The sequence below is a fragment of the Mesorhizobium sp. B2-5-4 genome (genome assembly GCF_006441095.1).
Taxonomy (GTDB): domain Bacteria; phylum Pseudomonadota; class Alphaproteobacteria; order Rhizobiales; family Rhizobiaceae; genus Mesorhizobium; species Mesorhizobium salmacidum.
Genome location: NZ_VFUR01000015.1, coordinates 83,643 through 103,364 on the forward strand (window position 1 = coordinate 83,643; position 19,722 = coordinate 103,364).

Genomic DNA, 19,722 nt, shown 5'->3' on the forward strand with positions numbered 1-19,722 from the left:
TCGATCTTCCAAGCAAAGCATGGCCTTTTTGGGGTCGCGCTTCAATCCGCCCGAAATTCACAATCGGGTCACCCGATTAACAAACCATGGCTAAAAGGGACAGTTTTGCGTCTTAACGGGCCGTTGCAACCGCGTATCGCGATAGCCGCCACTTGCCACCGTGCCGCACAGCCCGCTCCATTCGCAGCCCCCGCATGCCTTGCGCACGTGGCCGGCCGAAAACGCCAGCCGCAGCCGCATCAGGGTCGCGGCATCGAGATCGAGGCGGACGCCGTCCCGGATCGGCCGAGCCAGCAGCGCTTCCACGTCATCGCCGGCCTGCCGGTCCCGCCCGGCCGCGCTGTCGCGCAAGCAGTGCGGTTCCGGCTCGCCAAGCAACGGGGCGCAGATGTCGTCCGGGCCGGAGACGAGGAGGATGTCCTCGCCCCGGCTCAGGCGCTCCGCGATCCCGTCATAATTGGCGGTGAAGGCGGGGCTGTATCCCTTGCCCACATAGGTGAGCAGGCAAAGGAGATGATGGGCGCGAAGCCTGATCGTCACGGCTTCGGCAAGTTCATCTTGCCGCGCGGGAGCGCCATCAGTGTCGCGGCGCCAAGCGCCGACTTCAGCAACCCGCCGACGATGAACGGAACGAAGCCGAAGGTGATGGCCTTCTCGGCGCCGATCATGACGGCAAGCCAGGCCGTACCGAGAGCCAGGCAGGCGACGTTGCCGAGCAGCATGGCGGCGAAGGCAAGCAAAACCCTGTTGCCGTTCCAGCCGCGTTCGGCCAACCAGCCGACCAGCGCGCCGGTGATGGGGAAGGCAAAGAGATAGCCGCCCGTCGGGCCGACGAAATGCTGTATGCCGGCAGCGCCGCCGGCCAGGACCGGGAAGCCGACAGCACCTTCGACCAGCCAAGCGGCGATCGTCACCGCGCCAAGCCGCCAGCCATAGAGCGCGCCGATCAGCGTTACCGCGAAGGTCTGCATGGTCACGGGAACAGGCACCATCGGCACCTCGATGTAGGAGGAGAGCGCAAGGAAGAGCGTGCCGAGCACGACGGCGCCGGCCTGCCAGCCGAGCGATCGCTGCTGGAGGCGCAGCGGGCTGAAGGATGATCTGGCGGACGAGAATGCGAGGTTGGTCATAGGCTTCCCTTTGGTCAATCCAAAATTATAGATAATTTATGCTTTCGATCTATTATCGAATCCACATTTTTGGAGCGATAGCAAGCCCAGGCTTGGGAAAAGGGCGTTTAACCCACGATCGCGAAGGCTTCGCGCGTGGCGCCGGACGCTGTCCTGACCGGCTTGCGGCCAATCCATTGGACATGCCGTCCCAGTGTTGCCGCGGCCGATTCGGTATTTCCCTGCCGCAAGGCGCTGAGGATCGCCCGATGGTCCTGATCGGTGCGCGTCTCCCACTCCGAGCGCCATGCCGCGAACAGGAAGCGCGCGCTTGCCGCGTGCAGGTCGTCGATGGTGGCAAGCAGGCGCGGCATGCCGCATGGCGCCAGGATCAGCCGGTGAAAGGCGCGATTGGCCTCCTCCCACGACCTGACATCGCGGGATTTGTCGCCGGCCTTGGTCGCCTCCTCGGCCTGGTCGAGAATGGCCGAGGTCAGATGCGGCGCGGCGTGGCGCAGTGCCAGCACTTCGAGCGCCGCCCGCATTTCGGCGACCTCCTTGACCTCACCCAGATCGAAGGCTGCGACACGCACGCCACGGCGCGGCTCACTGACGGCGAGCCCCTGCGCCTCGAGGCGGCGGAAGGCCTCGCGCACGGGAACATGGCTGGTGTTGAATTCCTCGGCGACATGATCCTGCCGCAGCCTCGCCCCCGGCTCGATCGCGCCGGAAATGATGCGATCCGCCAATACCTTGCTGATGCGCACCGCTATGGTGTCGTCCGTGCCCTTTGCCATGATTTATAGATAATTTGCGGCAAGGCGGCTTGTCGAGACGGCAGGGGCGAATTCACAGGCGTCTTTTCACTGGCGCAGCCCCGGAAAGCCCAGCGAAAGCCGGTCGCCTCAGTTCACCCGGCTGATGCAGAAATCGATGACGTCGATCAGCGCCGATTTCTGCGGCGTCTCTTCCAGAGGCGCCAAGGCGTCGCGGGCGATCTCGCCGAAATGGCGGGCGCGCCCGATCGTGTCGGCAATGGCGCCGTGGCGGGTCATCAGGCCGATCGCCTTTTCCAGCCCGGCGTCGTCGACCACATTGTCCTCGATGGCACGCTTCCAGAAGGTGCGTTCGGCCTTGCTGCCGCGCCGGTAGGCGAGGATGACCGGCAAGGTCACCTTGCCCTCGCGGAAATCGTCGCCGACATTCTTGCCGAGATCCTTGCTGGTGCCGCCATAGTCCAGCGCATCGTCGATGAGCTGGAAGGCAAGACCGAGATTCATTCCGTAGGAGCGCAGCGCAGCGCGATCGTTGCGGGTCGCCTGGGCGATAACCGGGCCAACCTCGGCGGCGGCCGAAAACAGCGCTGCGGTCTTCGCCTTGATGACGGCGAAGTGCTCGTCCTCGGTGGTTTCGAGGTTCTTGGCGGCGGCAAGCTGCATGACCTCGCCCTCGGCGATGATCGAGGCGGCGCTCGACAGGATGTCGAGCGCTTCGAGCGAGCCGACATCGACCATCATGCGGAAGGCCTGGCCGAGCAGGAAGTCACCGACCAGCACACTGGCCTGGTTGCCCCAGATCATGCGGGCGGTCTTCTTGCCGCGCCGCATGCCGCTTTCATCGACAACGTCGTCATGCAGAAGCGTGGCCGTATGCATGAACTCGACCGAAGTGGCGAGCTTGACGTGGCCCTCGCCGGCATAGCCGAACATCTGCGCCGCAGCCAGCGTCAGCATTGGCCTGAGCCGCTTGCCGCCGGACGAGATCAGATGGTTGGCGACTTCGGGAATCATCTCGACGTCGGAGCCGGCCTTGGACAGGATCAGTTTGTTGACGCGCCCCATATCGGCCGCCGTCAGATCGATCAAATCCTGGATGGAGGCGGGCTCCCGCTTCCCGTTTTCGATGTTGAGAACGACACCCACGACAATCACTCCCGTCTTGGTATAACGCGTGCGACGGCACCCTTAGTCCCGGCACGGACTCTAGGGCGGCGGGCACGGCCACGGCAAGTGGCGAATTGGCGCGGCGGCGACGACAACCTGTCAACGTCGGCAAATGCGGGAGCGCGGCCACACGTTTACATGCATGCTGCAACCTGCGAGTTTCTTGCGATGATAGAGCTAATCCGCACCAACGACGCCGTCATCATCTCGTTTGTCGAATCGCTGATGCGCGACGCCGGCATCGGCTGCTTCGTCGCCGACCAGAATATGAGCGTGCTCGACGGCTCGCTCGGCATCCTGCCGCGGCGCGTCATGGTCGACGCCGACCAGGCCGACGCAGCGCGACGCATCCTGACCGACGCTGGCATCGCCAACGAGATCCGCCAGAAATAATGTCCGCCGCGCCAGCCACCCTTGACACGGATATGCCGGCCCATACGGTCGATGCCTTCCACCGCGGCCGGTTCTGGCTCGTGCAGCCCAAGCATGGCGGCCATCGCGCCGGGATGGATGCGATGATGCTGGCCGCATCGGTGCCATCCTCGTTTGGCGGGCGGCTCGCCGATTTCGGGGCCGGCGCCGGTGCTGCCGGTCTGGCAGTGCTGTCGCGCTGTCCGGACGCCCAGGCTGTGCTGGTCGAACGCGCGCCTGAGATGGCTGCCTTCGCGGCGGCCACGCTTGCCCATCCCGGCAATGCGCATCTCAGCGATCGCGCGGCCGTGCTTGTCGCCGATGTCACCGTTTCGGGCCGGGCCCGGGCCGCCGCCGGCCTTGCCGACAATGATTTCGACTTCGTCATCATGAACCCACCTTTCAACGCCGCACGGGACCGCGCCACATCGGACCGCCTGCGAAAAGAGGCCCATGTCATGGAGGATGGCCTGTTCGAAAACTGGATCCGCAGTGCGGCAGCGGTTGTCAGGCCGCGCGGCGGGCTTGCCGTGATCGCCCGCCCCGAACAGCTCGGCTCCATTCTCGACGCGATTTCAGGCCGCTTCGGTGAAGCCGAGATGCTCGCCGTGCACCCTCGCCCCGACGCGGCGGCGATCCGCATTATCGTGCGGGCGGCGCTTGGGGCGCGGGGAAAGCTCGCCATCCGTCCGCCCCTGATGCTTCACGCGCGATCGGGCAACGGCCCCGACGAGCGCAGCGAAATGATAACCAACGGGCTCGCCTCGCTGTTCGGAGACTGAGCTGTTCGCGGCCTGAACATTGCCGTTGGCCGGGAAATCACTACATGCCTGCAACCATCGCCGGAGACCACTTCATCGTGAAACGTCTTTTCAACCGTCTGCTGCCGAAGTCGTGGCGCTCCACCGTCGACACCATTCCGGTCATCCGGCTGCACGGCACCATCATGGCCGGCGGCGGTCCGTTCCGGCCGAGCCTGTCGCTTGCCTCCACCGCTGGGCTGATCGAAAAGGCGTTTTCCTTCGACGCGCCGGCAGTCGCGATCTCGATCAACTCCCCCGGCGGCTCCCCGGTGCAGTCGCGGCTGATCTTCAAGCGAATTCGTGACCTTGCGGTCGAGAAGAACAAAAAGGTGCTTGTCTTCGTCGAGGATGTCGCGGCGTCTGGCGGCTACATGATCGCTGTCGCCGGCGACGAGGTCTTCGCCGACCCCTCCTCCATCGTCGGATCGATCGGCGTGGTGTCGGCCTCGTTCGGTTTCCCGGAACTGATGAAGAAGATCGGCATCGAGCGCCGTGTCCACACCGCCGGCCAGAACAAGGCAGTGCTCGATCCGTTCAAGCCTGAGAAAAAGGAAGACGTCGAGCGGCTGAAGGTGCTGCAGCTCGAAGTGCACGAGACCTTCATCGATCTGGTCAAGGAGCGGCGCGGCACGAAGCTGGCGGACGATCCGGAGCTGTTCACCGGACTGTTCTGGACCGGCAAGAGAGGCTTGGAACTCGGCCTCGTCGATGCACTCGGCGACATGCGCACGGTACTGAAGACCCGCTTCGGGCCGAAGACCCAGCTCAAGCTGATAACGGCGCCGCGCGGTCTGTTCGGCCGCTTCGGCCTGTTCGGCTCGAGCAAGGGCTTTTCAGCGCCCGATATCGCCGCGGCAGCGGCCAGCGGCGTCATTGATGCGGCGGAAGAGCGCGCATTGTGGGCGCGCTTCGGGCTTTGAAAAAGCCGTGAAAGCGTCTAGCATGGTTGCCCGAAAGACCCGACCGGCCGCCCTTACCGGCCCAGCGTGGTAGGAGTTTTGACATGCCGCAACTTATTTTCTTCGCCGTCGTCGGCATTGCCGCCTATTTCGGCTACCGCACCTTCCTGCGCGAGGCTGAGCGCGTGACGGCCAAGGTACGGCGGACCGAAAAGCAGGCGGCCAACGGCGCGATGGGAACGCTGGTCAAGGATCCGAAGACCGGCGAATACCGGCTGGCCAAGGACTGACCCTCATTTCACTCGCAATCGAGACTGTGGAGTCCGGTCCGCATGTCCGGACATGGGCAGCACCCGCCAAGATAAACCTTGCCCTGCACGTCACCGGCAGGCGCCCCGACGGCTATCATCTCATCGAAAGCCTGGCTGTGTTCACGCGCTTTGGCGACAGGATCGAGATCGCGCCGGCTGAAGGCGACGACTTCGCCGTATCCGGCCGCTACGCGCCGGACGTTCCGCCCGATGGCGACAATCTGGTGCTCAAGGCACGCGACGCGCTACGGCAGGCCACCGGTCTTCGGAGCACGCCGCCCGTGATCATCAGGCTCGAAAAGAACCTTCCAGTCGCGTCCGGCGTGGGCGGAGGGTCGAGCGACGCGGCGGCCGTGCTGCGCGGGCTGGCCGACAGCTGGGGGCTGGACATCGATAGCGCCGAGCTGGCGCGGATCGGTCTCTCGCTTGGCGCCGATGTGCCGATGTGCCTGGCGGCAAAGCCGCTGGTGGCGCGCGGCATCGGTGAGGAGCTGTCGATGGTGCCGGATTTTTCGGCGCTCGGTCTGGTGCTGGTCAATCCGGGCACGCCGGTCTCGACGACGGAAATCTTCGCAGCACTGTCCCGGCGCGACAATGAGCCACTGCCGCCGCTGCCGCGCGACATCGAGTTTCACAGCCTGCGCAACTGGCTGGAGATCACCCGCAACGATCTCGAACCTGCGGCCCTTGCGATGCGGCCCGCCATAGGCAGGGCGCTTTCATGGCTTGATAAGGCCGGATCGGGTTTTTCACGAATGTCCGGATCTGGCGCGACATGCTTCGGCCTGTTCGAGACCGGCAATGTCGCCAAGCGCGCGGCGGCCGAGATCCGCAGCCGCCAGCCCGACTGGTTCGTCGCCGCAACACGCAGCATTGCATCGGAGGCTGAGTGAGATGGCCAGGATTGACGAGGGCCGTGCCTTCATTCCGGTGCGCATCGCGGTGCTGACGGTTTCCGACACACGCAGCCTCGCCAACGACAAATCCGGCCAGACGCTGGCCGATCGCATCACCGAGGCCGGCCACATCCTGGCCGGCCGGGATATCGTCACCGACGACCGCGAAAAAATCCGTGACACCGTTCTGGCGTGGTCGCGGGACAAGGCCATCGACGTCGTGATCACCACCGGTGGAACCGGTTTCACCGGCCGCGATGTGACACCCGAGGCGCTGGAGCCGATTTTCGAAAAGCGCATGGATGGCTTTTCGGAAGTTTTCCACCGCATCTCCTACGACAAGATCGGCACCTCGACGATCCAGAGCCGGGCGACCGGCGGCGTCGTCAACGCCACTTTCGTCTTCGTGCTGCCGGGCTCGCCCGGCGCCTGCAAGGATGCCTGGGACGGCATCCTTAAGGCACAGCTCGACTACCGGCACATGCCCTGCAACTTCGTCGAGATCATGCCGCGCCTGGACGAACATCTGCGGCGCGGCAAATCGGCCCCTTAAAAAGCAACGCCACGCAGAGCAGCTGCAAAAATCAACTGGGAGAGCGCTGCGCCTGCCTCGGTGGCGCCACCCAGATCTCGGCGTCGAGCTTCTTAGTCGCCAGACCGCGCGCCAACGCCTCGGCGCTGCCGGCAGTCTTGGACAGAGATGCCGCCTGCCGCTTGCTGATCACCAGTCCATCGGCGAGAGCACGGTTTGCGGAAAAGACCCTAGCCAGGAACGGCGTACGGCTGCCCCGCGCCCGCGCGAACCGGGCGGCCATGGTCTGCCTGGCCGTATGGGCGACGACCGCGTCGATCCAGCCCTCTACCAGCCTCGCACCCGGTTCGAGAAACAGCAGCCAGTCACCCTTGGCCTGGCGGATGCCGGCGGCGATGCCGCCGCTCCCCACATAGTGGCAGCCGGCATGCTCGGCGACACGATGCGTGTGGTCGGTGGAGCCGGTGTCGCAGACGACGACCTCTCGCACCACGCCCTCGACCGCGCCGCCAATCAGCGTCGCCAGCGTGCGGGCGAGACCCTCCTCGTCATTATGCGTTTCGATGAGAACACTGAGCATCGTGAGCCGAATAGCGGAAACCACTGACCGACGCCAGTTTTTGCATCGCGCCATAGAAAAGTTCTTGATTTGTTCTCATCAATAAAATAGGAATAATTTCATGAGCAGAGCGATTCGACACAACATGGACAGTCCCTGGGAGCGGGCGAAGATGGAACCGATCATGCGCGCCGATATTGCGGCCTTCGGAGCAGGACGAGCCGAGATGGCCAACGCGATGATCGAGCAGAGTGGCATGCGGGTCCGTCCGGACCGCAACCGTGGCCGATCGGCGGGCATCAATCCGTCTGGCCGGTTCGAACCTGTCAGCCGGCATGTCTTCGACGATGGGTGGAGTTCGCTGGAGGAGTTGCCCCCGTTCAAGACCGTGGTGCAGGTGGAGAAGCCGCGCACCATCATCACCCGCAACGAATCGCCCGACATCTCCTTCGACCGGTCGATCAATCCCTATCGCGGTTGCGAGCACGGTTGCGTCTATTGCTTCGCGCGGCCGACGCACTCGTTCATGGGCCTGTCGCCGGGCCTGGATTTCGAATCCAAGCTGTTCGCCAAGCCGGATGCGGCACGCCTGCTCGACAAGGAGTTGTCGAAGGATGGCTACCAGCCGCGCACCATCGCCATCGGCACCAACACCGATCCCTACCAGCCGATCGAGAAGCAGTACCGGATCATGCGCGAAATCCTCGAAGTGCTGGAGGCACGCGGTCATCCGGTCGGCATCGTCACCAAGTCAGCCCTGGTGGTGCGCGACATCGACATTCTGTCGCGCATGGCCGAGCGCGGGCTCGCCAAGGTGGCGCTGTCGGTGACGACGCTTGACCGCATGCTGGCCAGGACGATGGAACCCCGCGCATCGACCCCGACCAAGCGGTTGGAAGCGATCAGGCAGCTTTCGGATGCCGGTATCCCGGCTTCGGTGATGGTGGCGCCGATCATTCCGGGCCTGACCGACCAGGAGATGGAACGCATCCTCGACTCGGCACACCATGCCGGTGCGCGCGAGGCCGGCTATGTGGTGCTGCGCCTGCCGCTGGAGGTCAGCCCGATTTTCAAGGACTGGCTGCTGCGCCACTATCCCGACCGCTATCGCCACGTCATGTCGCTGATCCGTTCGATGCGCGACGGCAAGGACTACGATTCGGAGTGGGGCAAGCGCATGAAGGGTGCCGGACCTTATGCCTGGCAGATCGGCCGGCGCTTCGAGATCACCGCCAAGCGGCTCGGCCTCAATGCCGAACGGCGCACGCTGCGGACCGACCAGTTCGTCGCGGCCGGTAAGGACCAGGAGCAGTTGATTCTGCTCTGAAGCCGAAAAACACCGCGGCTGTTCATTACCGCCGTGGCAAAAAAATCCCGTCCGGCCTGCCCCGGCCTGCAGACGGTGCCCTCCCGGTCCGGCGCCCCACCCGACCCGGAGGGACTTGCGGAGAATCAGAGCCGATGCGAACCTCGCCGCAACATGGCTCGCGCGCGTTCTGATTCTCCGCTTCTCTTCGAAATCGTCGAGAAACCCGATTTCTCCTTCGAGACGAAGGCGATGGCCGATGGCATGTGGCCGGTCGCAGGGATGGACGAGGCCGGCCGTGGCCCGTTGGCCGGGCCGGTGGTCGCGGCGGCAGTGGTACTCGACCCCGCCAACATTCCCGAAGGGCTCGACGATTCCAAGCGGCTTAGCCACTTGCAGCGTGAAGCGCTGTTTCTGCGCATCATCGGCTCCGCGCTCGGCGTCTCGATGGCGTCGGTCAGCGCCGAAGGCATCGATGGCAGCAACATCCTCAAGGCGAGCCTCGAAGCGATGCGCCGCGCACTTGTCGGGCTGCCCATCCAGGCAAAGCTCGCGCTGGCGGATGGGCGCGACGTGCCGCCGGGACTGCCCTGCGAAGGGCGCGCGCTGATCAAGGGCGACCAGCGCTCGCAGTCGATCGCCGCGGCCTCGATCGTGGCCAAGGTCATGCGCGACCGCATGATGTGCGGCTGCGGCAATCATCACGATCGCTACGGCTTCGAAGTCCATATGGGCTACGCCACGGTCCGGCACCGTACGGCGATCGAGGCGCATGGCCCCGTCGCTCGGCTGCACCGCACCTCGTTTGCGCCGTTCCGGTTGGGCGGCGCCGAGGTGACGGAAGAAGAAGAAAGCTTCGCCGGGCTGGAGTAAAACGACGGCAGCGGTGTCGGCCGATCTCCCCCGTTGTGGGGGAGATTGGCAGCGTTGACGCACCGCATACAAAAGCCGCCAGGTTGCCCGGGCGGCTCTTCAATATTGGTCGTTCAGCTCAGTTCAGCTTCGCCTTCACATCCTGCAGCGCGGACCTGAACAGGTCGGCTCCGGCCTTGGAGTCGACCTTGGTGGCGAGCAATGCGCGTGCCGCCTCGACAGCGATGTCGACGGCGCTAGCACGCACTTCGCCGATCGCTTCGCGTTCGGCCTGGCCGATCTTCTGCTCGGCAAGCGCGGTGCGCCTGGCAACGTAATCCTCGGTCTTCTTGTGGGCATCGGCGGCCAGCAGATCTGCCTCGCGCTTGGCGGCCGCGACAATGTCGGCAGCTTCCTGCTCGGCTTCCTTGCGCTTCTTCTTGTACTGACCGAGCAGTTGCTGGGCTTCTTCGCGCAGCTTACGTGCCTCGTCGAGTTCACTGCTGATCCTGGCGGCGCGGGCGTCGAGCGCCTTGGCGATCATGCGGGGCACCTTGATGTAGACGGCGATGCCCAGGAAGATGATCAGGGCAATCGTGGCCCAGAGCGTTGCGAGAGATGTAGCGTCCATGATGCGCTCCTCACCGGGCCACGGATTTGACCGCGGCCGCGATCTCGGCCTTGCTGGTCTTGCCGCCAACCAGTGCCTCGACGATCGCCGAAGCGGTGTCCTCGGCGATGCTGCCGACTTCCTTCATGGCGTTGGCCTTGATGGAAGCAATGCGTGCCTCCGCCTCGCCAAGCTTGGCGTCGAGCGCGGCCTCGATCTTCTTGCGCGCGGTCTCGGCTTCCGCCTTGGCCGCATCGTTGGCCTGCTGGCCGATCGAGTTGGCGTTCTTCTTGGCTTCAGCCAGTTCCTGCTCGTAAGCGGCAACGGCGGCGTCTGCCTCGCCCTTCAACTTGGCTGCCTGGTCGAGATCCTGGCTGATGCGGTCGTTGCGGACGTCGATGATGCCCCCGACGCGCGGCATCACGACCCGCTTCAGGAAGAGGTAGAACAGCCCGAACGTGATCGCCAGCCACAGAAGCTGCGACGGAAACGTCTCCGGATTGAATGGCGGAAACGTGCCGTGCGCTTCGGCAGGCACGCTGGTGCCGGAATGCGTGTCGCCTCCGGTCACAGCGTGGCTGGTGTCGGCTGATGGCGCGGACTCTTGCGCGAAGGCAGATGTCACGAACATGGACTATCCCCAGATATCAGGCCCGCCGCTAGCGCGGCTGGCCTGTCCAATCTTCTCAGTACTCAGCCGAACAGGGCCAGCAGCGCGATGAGAAGCGAGAAGATGCCCAGAGCTTCGGTCACAGCGAAGCCGAAAATCAGGCGGCCGAACTGGCCGTCGGCAGCCGACGGGTTGCGCAGCGCGCCCGAGAGGTAGCTGCCGAAGATGTTGCCCAGGCCAATGCCCGCGCCACCCATGCCCAGGCAAGCGATGCCGGCGCCGATGTACTTTGCTGCTTCTGCGTCCATTTGTTCAACTCCTTTGGATCTGAAAATTCCGTTGCGATTTCATCCGGCACCAATGTTGGAAACTCTTGGGCCGGAACTCTTGGCCTCAGTGCCCGGGATGCAGGGCGTCGTTGAGATACATACAGGTCAACACGGCGAAGACGTAGGCCTGCAAGAAAGCGACCAGCAGTTCAAGCGCCGTCAGCGCCACCGCCATCGCCAACGGCAGGATCGAACCCGCCACACCGACCGCGCCCAGCGCGGAGAGGCTGACGACGAACCCAGAGAACACTTTGAGAGTGATGTGGCCGGCAAGCATGTTGGCGAACAGACGAACCGAGAGGCTGACCGGGCGCGACACGAAGGAGATGACCTCGATCAGCACCACCAGCGGCAGCAGGAACACCGGCACGCCATGCGGGACGAACAGCTTGAGGAAACCAAGACCATGCTTCATGAAGCCGTAGACCACCACGGTTCCGATCACCAGGGCCGCGAGGCCGAAGGTGACGATGATGTGGCTTGTGACAGTGAAGAAATAGGGAAACAGGCCGAGCAGATTGGCGACCAGCACGAACATGAACAGCGAGAACACGAAGGGGAAGAACTTCATGCCCTGCGTGCCGGCGGCGTCGCGCAGCATGTTGCCGACGAATTCGTAAGCCATTTCGGAGACCGACTGCAGTCGGCCTGGAACCAGGCTGCGGCTCGACGTCGTCAGGAACAGGAACGCCGCGGCAACGACGACGGTGGCGACCATGAACAGGGCGGAATTGGTGAAAGACAGGTCATAGCCGCCGATCTCGATCGGTATCAGCTTGTTGATATGGAACTGGTGGATCGGATCGACCTTGTCAGCTGCCACTTTCAAACCCCGTCAATGCCGCGTACGGCTAAATTACCATTGCCGCCTGAAGGGCGGTCATTTGCTGTCGTCCCGGTCATGGCGCGGCTTGGCACCTTGTCCGAATTCCGCCACAACGCCAGCCGAACGCATGACATTGAGCACGCCGGCGCCAAAACCAAGCAGCAGGAAAACGATCAGACCCCACGGCGATGTCCCCGCCATACGGTCGATGATCCAGCCGATGCCGGCGCCCACCACCACCCCGGCGATAAACTCGCTGGATAGTTTGATCGCCTGACCGTATCCGGTCACTGGTTTCGCGTCGTCTTTCCCCTCGAGCCGGTTCGGCAGCCTTGTCGCAAGCGATGCTCCAAGTTCACGCCGACGTCGCTCAAGATCGTCGTCGCGGATTTCGGGGTCATGCTCTTTGCCACGGCCGGTTTCTCCGGTTCCGTCTGGCCCTTTTTTTTCGGCCATCGCAACCCCCCTGCCCGGGCAGACCGTCACCGTCCGTCCGCTTCTAAAGTCGCCGGCAACATAGTTAGAGGGTTTGCGCCCGTCAAGCCACGGACGGAACTTCCGAGCTGTGTATTTTAGACAATGAAATCAATGTACTAGCAAGGTGCGACATCGTGCCCGCGGCGATCTGGGGGATGCGCCGCGCGAATCCCCCAGACAATGGCTCTCCGATCGACCGCGCGACGGCGCGAAAAGAACGGCGGGCGGCGGGCCGCTCAACTCCAGCCGCCACCATAGGTCCGGTAAAAGATATGCAGGCCGATCTTGGTCATCTTCTGCATTGTGCGCGCCCAGCCGGGATGGACATAATTGGCATAGTAGTGGGTGGACGATCCTACTTCCGGAATGAAGATCTTGCCGGCGGTGACGGCCATGCCGATGTCCTGTGCGGTCTGGTAGGCGACAGGATTGTCGATGCGCTTCTTCCTGCCGTCGCAAGCGAATGAAAACTGACAGCGGTTGAACCAGTTGTCGTTCTGGTAGACGACGCCGCAGATCGAATTGGGATAGGCGGGATTGCGGACCCGGTTGAGGATCACCTGGGCGACGGCGGCCTGGCCGCGCACGGCTTCGCCGCGTGCCTCGAAATAGATGCCGTTGGCCAGGCATTTCTGCTCCGGCTTGGAGAAGACGCCGGCAGGAAGCGGATTCTGGATCCAGGCGTGGTCGCCCTTGGCCATCGGCGGAATGAAGCGGCCGCTGTTGGGCTGCTCGTCCTGAAGCAAAGCTTCAAAGGGCGAGGCCTTGGCATAGTCCGGCGCGGATTGCGCATAGGCGGTCGCCAGCACATCGGGATGGTCGTTGTTGACGAGGGGGGCAAGCATGGCCGGCACGCCGGGATCCGGCTTCCTGTCCTCACGCGCGTGGAAGGCCGCGGCGATCTGGATTTCCTTGCCTTTGATCTGAGGCTTGGCGAATGCCATTTTCAGGTCGCTGTCCATGCTCGGCCGCATCAGCGAGGAGGTCCGCTGGAAGATCGAGCCGGCATTGAAGTTCTTCGGCGGCGCTACGGGAGAGACCTGGACGATGCGGCCCTTCTTGTCGGCGCGCACGACGCGATCCTCGTCGGGCGACCCGCTGACCTTGCCGCCCTTGCCGCGGAACGAAACGGAGCCGATGCCGGGAAGGCGAACGCCGGAACCCGAGATCGAGCCGGTGATGTCGGACTCGACGAACGGCATCTCGGCCGCGTGGACCGAACCGGCGACGGATTTCTCGACATAGGAGTTCCAGCGCGCGGTCGGCGATTCAAGGCCGGAAACGAGGCTGGTCATGTCCTGGTAGGCGGCGACGGTCGGAAAGCCGATCCAGATACCGAGACCGATGATGAACGGAGACACAAGGCTGCGTTTCTCACCGGCGGCGGCCATCAGCCGCTTCAACAGACGTCGATGCACGGAACTCTCTCCAGGAACGCAACTGACCCCACTGGAGAGCAAAATGATGCATTAACCTTGATGGGACGTTAACGGGATCGGTCGGGTTTTCCCGGTCGGCTCAAGGTCGTGGCTTCGAAGTCGGGCGGTTTTGCGGCGGGAACTCAGGCCCGCGGCAGGAAGATCGGCCAGGCGATCAGCGCGCAAACCGCGGCCGACAGCCAGACGCCGGGCCAGGACCAGAGGTGCAGCAGCCCCGGAATGGCTACCGGCACCAGGAAGAAGCCGACGAAGACAAAGCTGTTGGCGAGGCTGAGCGCGGTTCCGACATGGCCGGCACCGGCCAGCGTGGCAAGCTCGGTATAGGCAACGCCGTGCCAGGCGGAGACCGAGATGCCGGCGACGACGAGCACCAAGGGCAGGACAGCGATCAGGAAGGATTGGCTGCCAGGCATTGCGGGTACGGCCAGAACCAGCACCCAGAGCATCACGAAGGCCAGGGCGCTCAGCGCACTGCACAAGCGAAGAAACTGACGGCGGTTGCCGTGGCGGTCGGTGAAGCGGCCGCTCCAGACGCGCATGACCATGGCACCGACCTGTACTGCGGCGAGGCTGGTGCTGATCGCCGTCGTGCCAAGTCCGGCAAAGTCGTGCAGGAACACCGATGCGAAAGTGAGGACCGCCACTTGCGGAAAACAGAGCAGGCCGATGGCGGTCGAGATGCGCCAGACCTCTGTGTTGCGCAACGGTGCCGGACCGGCCACGCCAGACGGAACGGCGTGGCCGCCACCCGCCGCCGGCGGTTCGTGCAGCCAACGCCAGGCGAACAGGGCGGAGAGAGCGGATGCCGCCGCCAGGAGCCCGAACACCGCGGCAAAACCGAAAGCCAGGGCAAGCGAAGGCAGGACGAGCGCGCCGAGGCCGCCGCCAAGCGGCACCGCCGTCTGCCTGATGCTCATGGCAAAACCGCGCTCATTCTCGCTGAACCAGGCCATGATGGCGCGACCGCTCGAACCGTTGACACTGCCGCCGAGCAGTCCCGTGACGAGCAGGCTTGCCGCCAGCAGCGTGACATCGGGAATGCCCGCCCTTGTCGGCACCACGAGCATCGCCATTGCAAGCAGCCACGCCGCCGTCGCGCCAAGCCCGATCAGAAGCACGCGGCGATCCCCCCAGCGGTCGGTGAGCAGACCCCATGGCAGTTCGCTGAGCGCAACCCCCAGCCCGAGAAGGCCGAGCGCCAGGCCGAGTTCGGCATTGTTCAAGTGATAGCCTTGGCGAAGCACGACCGCCGTGGCCGGTATGCCCGAAAAAGTGGCCGAGAAACCGGCGTTCGCGGCAACCCCGATACCCAGGACCTTCCAGCGATGATTAGGCCCGAAGGTCCGGCCGGCTGGGATGGTGGCGGCGCCTCGCCCGGATGGCTGGTAATCGTTGCGAATGACGGTGGCAGACATGATTCCATTCCCGTGACGCCGGTCGAGCGGCCTTGACGGGATGGATGTAGCGCCATAGCTTCATCCATAAAATCAGGAAGTTTTTGATTAATAATCCTGAAAACAAGGACGATCCGATGCGACGTGTCACATTCGATCTTGACGTGCTGAGAACTTTCATCACCGGGATGGAACTGGGAAGTTTCGCCAGGGCAGCCGAGCGGCTTGGCCGCTCGACCTCCGCCGTCAGCGCACAGTTGAAGAAACTGGAGGAGCAGGCCGATACGCCGATCTTCCGCAAGGCGGGGCGCGGCCTGTCACTGACCGAAGCCGGCGAGACGATGCTCGGCTATGCGCGGCGCCTGATCGAGCTCAATGACGAGGCAGCATTGGCCATCCGTGACGTCGAATTGGAGGGCTGGGTGCGGCTCGGCCTGCAGGAGGATTTCGGCGAAGCCGTGTTGCCGGAAGTGCTCGGTCGCTTCGCCCGTGCCCATCCCAAAGTTCGGATCGAAGCACGGATCGGGCGCAGCCACGAATTGGCCGAGCGTATCCTCTCCGGCAATCTCGACATCGCACTCGCCTGGCATGACGGCACGAAGCTGCCATACAGCCGGCATGTCGCCGACGTGCAGGCGCGCTGGATCGGCCCGGCAAAACCGATGGAGGCAGGCCCACACACTGACGAGACGCTGCAACTGGTTGTGTTCGAGGCGCCTTGCCTGCTGCGCACCGTGGCGACCGAGACGCTGGATCGTGCCGGGCGGCCCTGGCGCATGGCGTTCTCCAGCCCTAGCCTTGGCGGCATATGGGCGGCGGTGGCAGCAGGCCTCGGGCTGACGATCCGCACCGATATCGGCCTGCCCGCAAATGTCAGGGCGCTCGCGCCCGGAGTGCTCGGGCTGCCGCCGCTGCCGAAGATGGCGCTGCACCTGCAGCAGAAGGATGCCGAGCTCGATCCGGTCGCGGCGCGGCTGGCCGACATCCTGCTGCAATCGGCGTTCGAGGCGCTGCCTGACGCCGACACGAAAGAGAACCTGCTGAAAGTCGCTTAAGCGTTGCCGAGCCGAGCCGAGCCGAGCCTCAGCGCTTCTTCGCCCTGCCAGCGAAGGGGTTGTCCGAGGTGCGGAGAGCGATGCGGATCGGCACGCCAGGCATGTCGAAGGCTTCGCGCAGGCTGTTGGACAGATAGCGGACATAGCTTTGCGGCATCGCGTCCGGCCGCGAGCACTGGACCACGAAGCCCGGCGGCCGCGTCTTGGCCTGGGTGACGTATTTGACCTTCAGCCGGCGCCCGGCAACGGCGGGCGGCGGATGATGCGTCAGGATGGCTTCGAGCCAGCGGTTGAGCTTGCCGGTCGAAACACGGCTGTTCCAGACCTTGTGCGTCTTCAGCACCGCATCCATCAACTTGTCGAGGCCGCGTCCGGTCTCGGCCGAGACCGGCACGGCCTGGATGCCGCGCGCCTGCGGCAACAGCCGCTCGGTCTTCTCGCGCAGTTCGGCCAACAGCTCCTGCGGGTTGTCGATGAGGTCCCATTTGTTGAAGGCGATCACCGGTGCCCGGCCCTCGCGGATGATCAGGTCGGCGATCTGCAGATCCTGCTTCTCGAAGGGAATGGTGGCGTCGAGCACGATGATGACGATCTCGGCGAAGCGGATGGCGCGCAAGCCATCCTGCACCGACATCACTTCCAGCTTCTCGTGGATCCTGGCCTTGCGGCGCATGCCGGCCGTGTCGAACAGTTTTATGCGGCGGCCGCGCCAGTCCCAGTCGACGGAGATGGAATCGCGGGTGATGCCGGCTTCCGGTCCGGTCAGCAGCCGCTCCTCGCCGATCAGTGCATTGATCAGCGTCGACTTTCCGGCGTTAGGACGGCCAACGACGGCGATGCGCATCGGCTTGGTGTCGTCATAGGCCGGCTCTGCATCCGGATCGGCGATGTCCTCGCCGATCAGCACTTCGTTGGCGGCGGCTTCTTCGTCTTCGCCGTCCTCGTCTTCACCGAAGGCGCGCGCCTGGCCAAGCGCTTCGATCACGGCGTCGCGCAGGTCGGGCATGCCCTGGCCGTGCTCGGCCGAAACCGGGATCGGCTCGCCAAGCCCGAGCTCCCAGGCTTCCAGCATGCCGCCTTGCGCGCCGCGCGCCTCGGCCTTGTTGGCGACCAGCACAACCGGTTTGCCGGATTTGCGCACGATCTCGGCAAAGGTCCTATCATCCGGCAACAGGCCGGACTTGGCGTCGATGGTGAAGAAGATCAGATCCGCCTCGCGGATGGCGATTTCGGTCTGCGCGCGCATGCGTCCCGGCAAGGTCGAAGCGCCGGCATCCTCGAAGCCCGCTGTGTCGATGACATCGAAATGAAGATCGTAAAGCTTGGCGGCATGGACACGGCGATCACGGGTAACGCCCGGCGTGTCGTCGACAAGCGCCAGCTTCCTTCCGACCAGCCGATTGAAAAGCGTCGATTTGCCGACGTTAGGTCTGCCTATGATGGCGACTTTGAAGGTCACGATGCACTGCCCGACCCGCGGATCAGCTCGGACATCAAGGTCGCCCGCTCTCGCGTGTTGCGCGGGGCGCCGTCATCGGAGGCGATCTGGTCGAACAGTTTCAGGGCGTCCTGGGTCTTGCCTTCCTTCCAGGCGGCAAGCCCAAGCGCCTCGCGTGCGCTGTGGCGCAGCGTGTTGGTGTCCGATGTCAGCGCCTCGACGCGGCTCGACACGTCGGCGAAGGAGCCGTGATCGACGAGCAGGAGCGCCGCCCTCAGCCGCGCCATGTCGCGCAGACCCTGGGGAATAGCGGTGTCGGCGGCGACATCGTCGAAATCCTTGACGGCGGCATCGACGTCGCCCTTGTTGGCCTTGACGGTCGCGGCGCGCATGCGGGCGAGCAGCGGATAGGCGCCGTAGCCATCCTTCTCCAGCTGAATGAGCGCGGCCAGCGCGTCATCGTTCTTGCCGTCATTGGCGAGCTTCAGCGCCTGCGAGAAGGCGTCGCCGGAGCGGTTGGCACGTGTCTCGTCCCAATAGCGATGGCCGACGAAGGCGGCGGTACCGAGCACCACCAGGATGGCAATCACAAGCAAGGCCGGGCCGAAACGGTCCCACAGCTTCTGCGCCTGTTCGCGACGCATCTCGTCATTGACTTCGCGGATAAAACTGTCGTCGGACATCAATCAAACCATTCCTGCCCCGGGCCGGGGCGGTTCATGAGCCCGCGTTTTAGCGAAATTTTGTCAGCATGGAAGGGGTTCGAGCGGAAAATCGGCTATTGCCGGGGCAAACGAATGTTTGTCCCCGGGGCAAACCCACGAAAACCCCAATCGCACCGGCGCCACATTTGCGCGATAGCCGGCTTGCCGACCACCCGGAGCCCGTAAATTTGCCGATCCCTTGTTTGTCCCGCGCTGTCGCATTCTCGCTTGCCTCGTTCGCCACCGCCGGCGCGGCCCTGGCCGATCCGCCCGCGCCACCAGCACCGGCAAGGCCGAAGCAGGTCGTCATCATCTCCTTCGACAGCGCGCGCGACATCTCGCAGTGGAAGCGCAGCAGGGCGCTGGCCCAGCGCACCGGCGCGCATTTTACTTATTTCCTGTCCTGCGTCTTCCTGCTGTCGCCCGAGACACGCGGCCAATATACCGCGCCGGGCAAGAGCGCGGGCAAATCCAACATCGGCTTTGCCATTTCCAGGCAGGAAGTGGCCGAGCGGCTGGAACAGATCGGCCTCGCTGCCCACGAGGGCCACGACATCGCCAGCCACGTCTGCGGCCATTTCGACGGCAAGGACTGGACCAAGGCCGACTGGCTGAAAGAGTTCGGCTCCTTCGAGCACATTCTCGAGAACGCCTATGCGATCAACGGCATTGCGCCCGAACCCGAGGGCTGGCGTGATTTCGCGCGGCATGCGGTGGTGGGTTTCCGGGCACCGTATCTGTCGACAGGCAAAGCGCTTTACGAGGCACTGCCGGCGGCCGGCTATAAATTCGACGCCAGCGGCGTTTCAAAGGGCCCTGCCCTGCCGCCGACCGTCGGCGGCATCACCCGTTTTTCCCTACCGCTAATCCCGGAGGGACCGACATCGCGGCCGGTGATCGCCATGGACTACAATCTCTATGTCCGGCATTCCGGCGGCTTCGAGCGGCCGAGCAAGGCCGGGGAGTTCGCCGACCGGACCTATCAGGCGTTTCGCGCCGCGTTCGATGCGCAATATCAGGGCAAGCGCATTCCGCTGGAACTCGGCTTCCACTTCACGCTGATGAATGACGGCGCCTACTGGAACGCGCTGGAACGCTTTGCCGGCGAGGTCTGCGTCAAATCAGATGTCGAATGCATCAGTTTTCGCGATTATGTTTCGCGGCAGGATGGCATCCAAAAGCAGGCCTCGGTTGGCGGTTAAACCGCCAACCCGTCTTT

At 64.2% G+C, this 19,722-nt stretch carries 24 protein-coding genes; 10 read left to right on the forward strand and 14 right to left on the reverse strand.

Annotation, left to right across the window (positions count from 1 at the left end):
- Positions 1–90 precede the first annotated feature (90 nt).
- From FJ492_RS19490 to FJ492_RS19505, 4 genes are all read right to left on the reverse strand, one after another.
- Entirely contained in the window at positions 91–540 is a 450-nt protein-coding gene (locus FJ492_RS19490) for a DUF1284 domain-containing protein (RefSeq protein ID WP_140507865.1), read from the reverse strand.
- Positions 537–1,130, reverse strand: a complete 594-nt coding sequence (locus FJ492_RS19495) for a biotin transporter BioY (RefSeq protein WP_140771642.1) — start codon at positions 1,128–1,130, stop codon at positions 537–539. The genes FJ492_RS19490 and FJ492_RS19495 overlap by 4 nt, the downstream gene beginning before the upstream one ends.
- A 107-nt stretch (positions 1,131–1,237) precedes the next feature.
- Entirely contained in the window at positions 1,238–1,906 is a 669-nt protein-coding gene (locus FJ492_RS19500) for a GntR family transcriptional regulator (RefSeq protein ID WP_140507868.1), read from the reverse strand.
- A gap of 108 nt (positions 1,907–2,014) precedes the next feature.
- Complete coding sequence (locus tag FJ492_RS19505; RefSeq protein WP_140507870.1) at positions 2,015–3,031, reverse strand: polyprenyl synthetase family protein; 1,017 nt, start codon at positions 3,029–3,031, stop codon at positions 2,015–2,017.
- A 189-nt stretch (positions 3,032–3,220) separates the two neighbouring features.
- On the opposite strand from FJ492_RS19505, the gene FJ492_RS19510 reads away from it, so the two are divergent.
- The 6 genes from FJ492_RS19510 to moaB all read left to right on the forward strand — a co-directional run bounded on the left by FJ492_RS19510 (position 3,221) and on the right by moaB (position 6,925).
- Positions 3,221–3,445, forward strand: coding sequence for a DUF2007 domain-containing protein (locus tag FJ492_RS19510; RefSeq protein WP_027142312.1), 225 nt, complete (start codon positions 3,221–3,223; stop codon positions 3,443–3,445).
- Positions 3,445–4,245 (forward strand): methyltransferase, encoded by an 801-nt coding sequence (locus FJ492_RS19515; protein ID WP_140771644.1) that lies wholly within the window; start codon positions 3,445–3,447, stop codon positions 4,243–4,245. The genes FJ492_RS19510 and FJ492_RS19515 overlap by 1 nt, the downstream gene beginning before the upstream one ends.
- A gap of 77 nt (positions 4,246–4,322) precedes the next feature.
- On the forward strand, positions 4,323–5,186 hold the full coding sequence (locus FJ492_RS19520; RefSeq protein ID WP_140507976.1) for a S49 family peptidase: 864 nt from the start codon (positions 4,323–4,325) through the stop codon (positions 5,184–5,186).
- A gap of 83 nt (positions 5,187–5,269) precedes the next feature.
- Positions 5,270–5,455 carry a membrane protein gene (locus tag FJ492_RS19525; protein WP_027142309.1) on the forward strand — a complete coding sequence of 62 codons (186 nt, stop codon included), beginning with the start codon at positions 5,270–5,272 and terminating at the stop codon, positions 5,453–5,455.
- A 26-nt stretch (positions 5,456–5,481) separates the two neighbouring features.
- A complete protein-coding gene (locus FJ492_RS19530) occupies positions 5,482–6,369 on the forward strand; it encodes a 4-(cytidine 5'-diphospho)-2-C-methyl-D-erythritol kinase (protein WP_140771646.1) in 888 nt (295 codons plus the stop codon).
- A 1-nt stretch (position 6,370) separates the two neighbouring features.
- Positions 6,371–6,925 (forward strand): molybdenum cofactor biosynthesis protein B, encoded by a 555-nt coding sequence (moaB, locus tag FJ492_RS19535; RefSeq protein WP_140771648.1) that lies wholly within the window; start codon positions 6,371–6,373, stop codon positions 6,923–6,925.
- A 31-nt stretch (positions 6,926–6,956) separates the two neighbouring features.
- Here moaB and FJ492_RS19540 read toward each other — a convergent pair whose 3' ends face one another.
- Positions 6,957–7,484: a glycosyltransferase gene (locus FJ492_RS19540; RefSeq protein ID WP_140507875.1), complete on the reverse strand. Its 528-nt coding sequence runs from the start codon at positions 7,482–7,484 to the stop codon at positions 6,957–6,959.
- A gap of 151 nt (positions 7,485–7,635) precedes the next feature.
- Here FJ492_RS19540 and FJ492_RS19545 point away from each other — a divergent pair, with 151 nt between their 5' ends.
- Complete coding sequence (locus FJ492_RS19545) at positions 7,636–8,790, forward strand: PA0069 family radical SAM protein (RefSeq protein ID WP_140771707.1); 1,155 nt, start codon at positions 7,636–7,638, stop codon at positions 8,788–8,790.
- A 153-nt stretch (positions 8,791–8,943) separates the two neighbouring features.
- Entirely contained in the window at positions 8,944–9,642 is a 699-nt protein-coding gene (locus tag FJ492_RS19550) for a ribonuclease HII (protein WP_140771650.1), read from the forward strand.
- Positions 9,643–9,760: 118 nt separating this feature from the next.
- On the opposite strand, the gene FJ492_RS19555 is transcribed toward FJ492_RS19550, so the two are convergent.
- The 7 genes from FJ492_RS19555 to FJ492_RS19585 form a co-directional block, all read right to left on the reverse strand.
- Complete coding sequence (locus tag FJ492_RS19555) at positions 9,761–10,252, reverse strand: F0F1 ATP synthase subunit B (protein ID WP_140716911.1); 492 nt, start codon at positions 10,250–10,252, stop codon at positions 9,761–9,763.
- Between the two features lie 10 nt (positions 10,253–10,262).
- Positions 10,263–10,862 carry a F0F1 ATP synthase subunit B gene (locus FJ492_RS19560; protein WP_140771652.1) on the reverse strand — a complete coding sequence of 200 codons (600 nt, stop codon included), beginning with the start codon at positions 10,860–10,862 and terminating at the stop codon, positions 10,263–10,265.
- A gap of 62 nt (positions 10,863–10,924) precedes the next feature.
- Positions 10,925–11,149, reverse strand: coding sequence for a F0F1 ATP synthase subunit C (locus tag FJ492_RS19565; RefSeq protein ID WP_013896722.1), 225 nt, complete (start codon positions 11,147–11,149; stop codon positions 10,925–10,927).
- Positions 11,150–11,234: 85 nt separating this feature from the next.
- Positions 11,235–11,993: a F0F1 ATP synthase subunit A gene (locus FJ492_RS19570; protein WP_027142301.1), complete on the reverse strand. Its 759-nt coding sequence runs from the start codon at positions 11,991–11,993 to the stop codon at positions 11,235–11,237.
- A 57-nt stretch (positions 11,994–12,050) separates the two neighbouring features.
- A complete protein-coding gene (locus FJ492_RS19575; protein ID WP_027142300.1) occupies positions 12,051–12,452 on the reverse strand; it encodes an AtpZ/AtpI family protein in 402 nt (133 codons plus the stop codon).
- 257 nt (positions 12,453–12,709) lie between these two features.
- Positions 12,710–13,891 carry a cell wall hydrolase gene (locus FJ492_RS19580; RefSeq protein WP_140771654.1) on the reverse strand — a complete coding sequence of 394 codons (1,182 nt, stop codon included), beginning with the start codon at positions 13,889–13,891 and terminating at the stop codon, positions 12,710–12,712.
- Between the two features lie 143 nt (positions 13,892–14,034).
- Positions 14,035–15,327 (reverse strand): MFS transporter, encoded by a 1,293-nt coding sequence (locus tag FJ492_RS19585; RefSeq protein ID WP_140771656.1) that lies wholly within the window; start codon positions 15,325–15,327, stop codon positions 14,035–14,037.
- A 116-nt stretch (positions 15,328–15,443) separates the two neighbouring features.
- On the opposite strand from FJ492_RS19585, the gene FJ492_RS19590 reads away from it, so the two are divergent.
- Positions 15,444–16,361, forward strand: coding sequence for a LysR substrate-binding domain-containing protein (locus FJ492_RS19590; RefSeq protein WP_140771658.1), 918 nt, complete (start codon positions 15,444–15,446; stop codon positions 16,359–16,361).
- 28 nt (positions 16,362–16,389) lie between these two features.
- On the opposite strand, the gene der is transcribed toward FJ492_RS19590, so the two are convergent.
- Together der and FJ492_RS19600 are read right to left on the reverse strand one after the other, a co-directional pair.
- Positions 16,390–17,820, reverse strand: coding sequence for a ribosome biogenesis GTPase Der (gene der, locus FJ492_RS19595; RefSeq protein ID WP_140716919.1), 1,431 nt, complete (start codon positions 17,818–17,820; stop codon positions 16,390–16,392).
- Positions 17,817–18,482, reverse strand: coding sequence for a tetratricopeptide repeat protein (locus tag FJ492_RS19600; protein ID WP_140771660.1), 666 nt, complete (start codon positions 18,480–18,482; stop codon positions 17,817–17,819). The genes der and FJ492_RS19600 overlap by 4 nt, the downstream gene beginning before the upstream one ends.
- A gap of 215 nt (positions 18,483–18,697) precedes the next feature.
- Here FJ492_RS19600 and FJ492_RS19605 point away from each other — a divergent pair, with 215 nt between their 5' ends.
- Positions 18,698–19,705 carry a polysaccharide deacetylase gene (locus FJ492_RS19605; RefSeq protein WP_140771709.1) on the forward strand — a complete coding sequence of 336 codons (1,008 nt, stop codon included), beginning with the start codon at positions 18,698–18,700 and terminating at the stop codon, positions 19,703–19,705.
- The last annotated feature ends 17 nt before the right edge of the window (positions 19,706–19,722 follow it).

Excerpts from the sequence above, each read along its gene's own strand:
- FJ492_RS19495 (WP_140771642.1), bottom strand. The coding sequence starts at position 1,130 with ATGACCAACCTCGCATTCTCGTCCGCCAGATCATCCTTCAGCCCGCTG.
- FJ492_RS19500 (WP_140507868.1), bottom strand. The coding sequence starts at position 1,906 with ATGGCAAAGGGCACGGACGACACCATAGCGGTGCGCATCAGCAAGGTA.
- FJ492_RS19510 (WP_027142312.1), top strand. The coding sequence starts at position 3,221 with ATGATAGAGCTAATCCGCACCAACGACGCCGTCATCATCTCGTTTGTC.
- FJ492_RS19515 (WP_140771644.1), top strand. The coding sequence starts at position 3,445 with ATGTCCGCCGCGCCAGCCACCCTTGACACGGATATGCCGGCCCATACG.
- FJ492_RS19525 (WP_027142309.1), top strand. The coding sequence starts at position 5,270 with ATGCCGCAACTTATTTTCTTCGCCGTCGTCGGCATTGCCGCCTATTTC.
- moaB (WP_140771648.1), top strand. The coding sequence starts at position 6,371 with ATGGCCAGGATTGACGAGGGCCGTGCCTTCATTCCGGTGCGCATCGCG.
- FJ492_RS19540 (WP_140507875.1), bottom strand. The coding sequence starts at position 7,484 with ATGCTCAGTGTTCTCATCGAAACGCATAATGACGAGGAGGGTCTCGCC.
- FJ492_RS19545 (WP_140771707.1), top strand. The coding sequence starts at position 7,636 with ATGGAACCGATCATGCGCGCCGATATTGCGGCCTTCGGAGCAGGACGA.
- FJ492_RS19550 (WP_140771650.1), top strand. The coding sequence starts at position 8,944 with ATGGCTCGCGCGCGTTCTGATTCTCCGCTTCTCTTCGAAATCGTCGAG.
- FJ492_RS19555 (WP_140716911.1), bottom strand. The coding sequence starts at position 10,252 with ATGGACGCTACATCTCTCGCAACGCTCTGGGCCACGATTGCCCTGATC.
- FJ492_RS19560 (WP_140771652.1), bottom strand. The coding sequence starts at position 10,862 with ATGTTCGTGACATCTGCCTTCGCGCAAGAGTCCGCGCCATCAGCCGAC.
- FJ492_RS19565 (WP_013896722.1), bottom strand. The coding sequence starts at position 11,149 with ATGGACGCAGAAGCAGCAAAGTACATCGGCGCCGGCATCGCTTGCCTG.
- FJ492_RS19575 (WP_027142300.1), bottom strand. The coding sequence starts at position 12,452 with ATGGCCGAAAAAAAAGGGCCAGACGGAACCGGAGAAACCGGCCGTGGC.
- FJ492_RS19585 (WP_140771656.1), bottom strand. The coding sequence starts at position 15,327 with ATGTCTGCCACCGTCATTCGCAACGATTACCAGCCATCCGGGCGAGGC.
- FJ492_RS19590 (WP_140771658.1), top strand. The coding sequence starts at position 15,444 with ATGCGACGTGTCACATTCGATCTTGACGTGCTGAGAACTTTCATCACC.
- FJ492_RS19600 (WP_140771660.1), bottom strand. The coding sequence starts at position 18,482 with ATGTCCGACGACAGTTTTATCCGCGAAGTCAATGACGAGATGCGTCGC.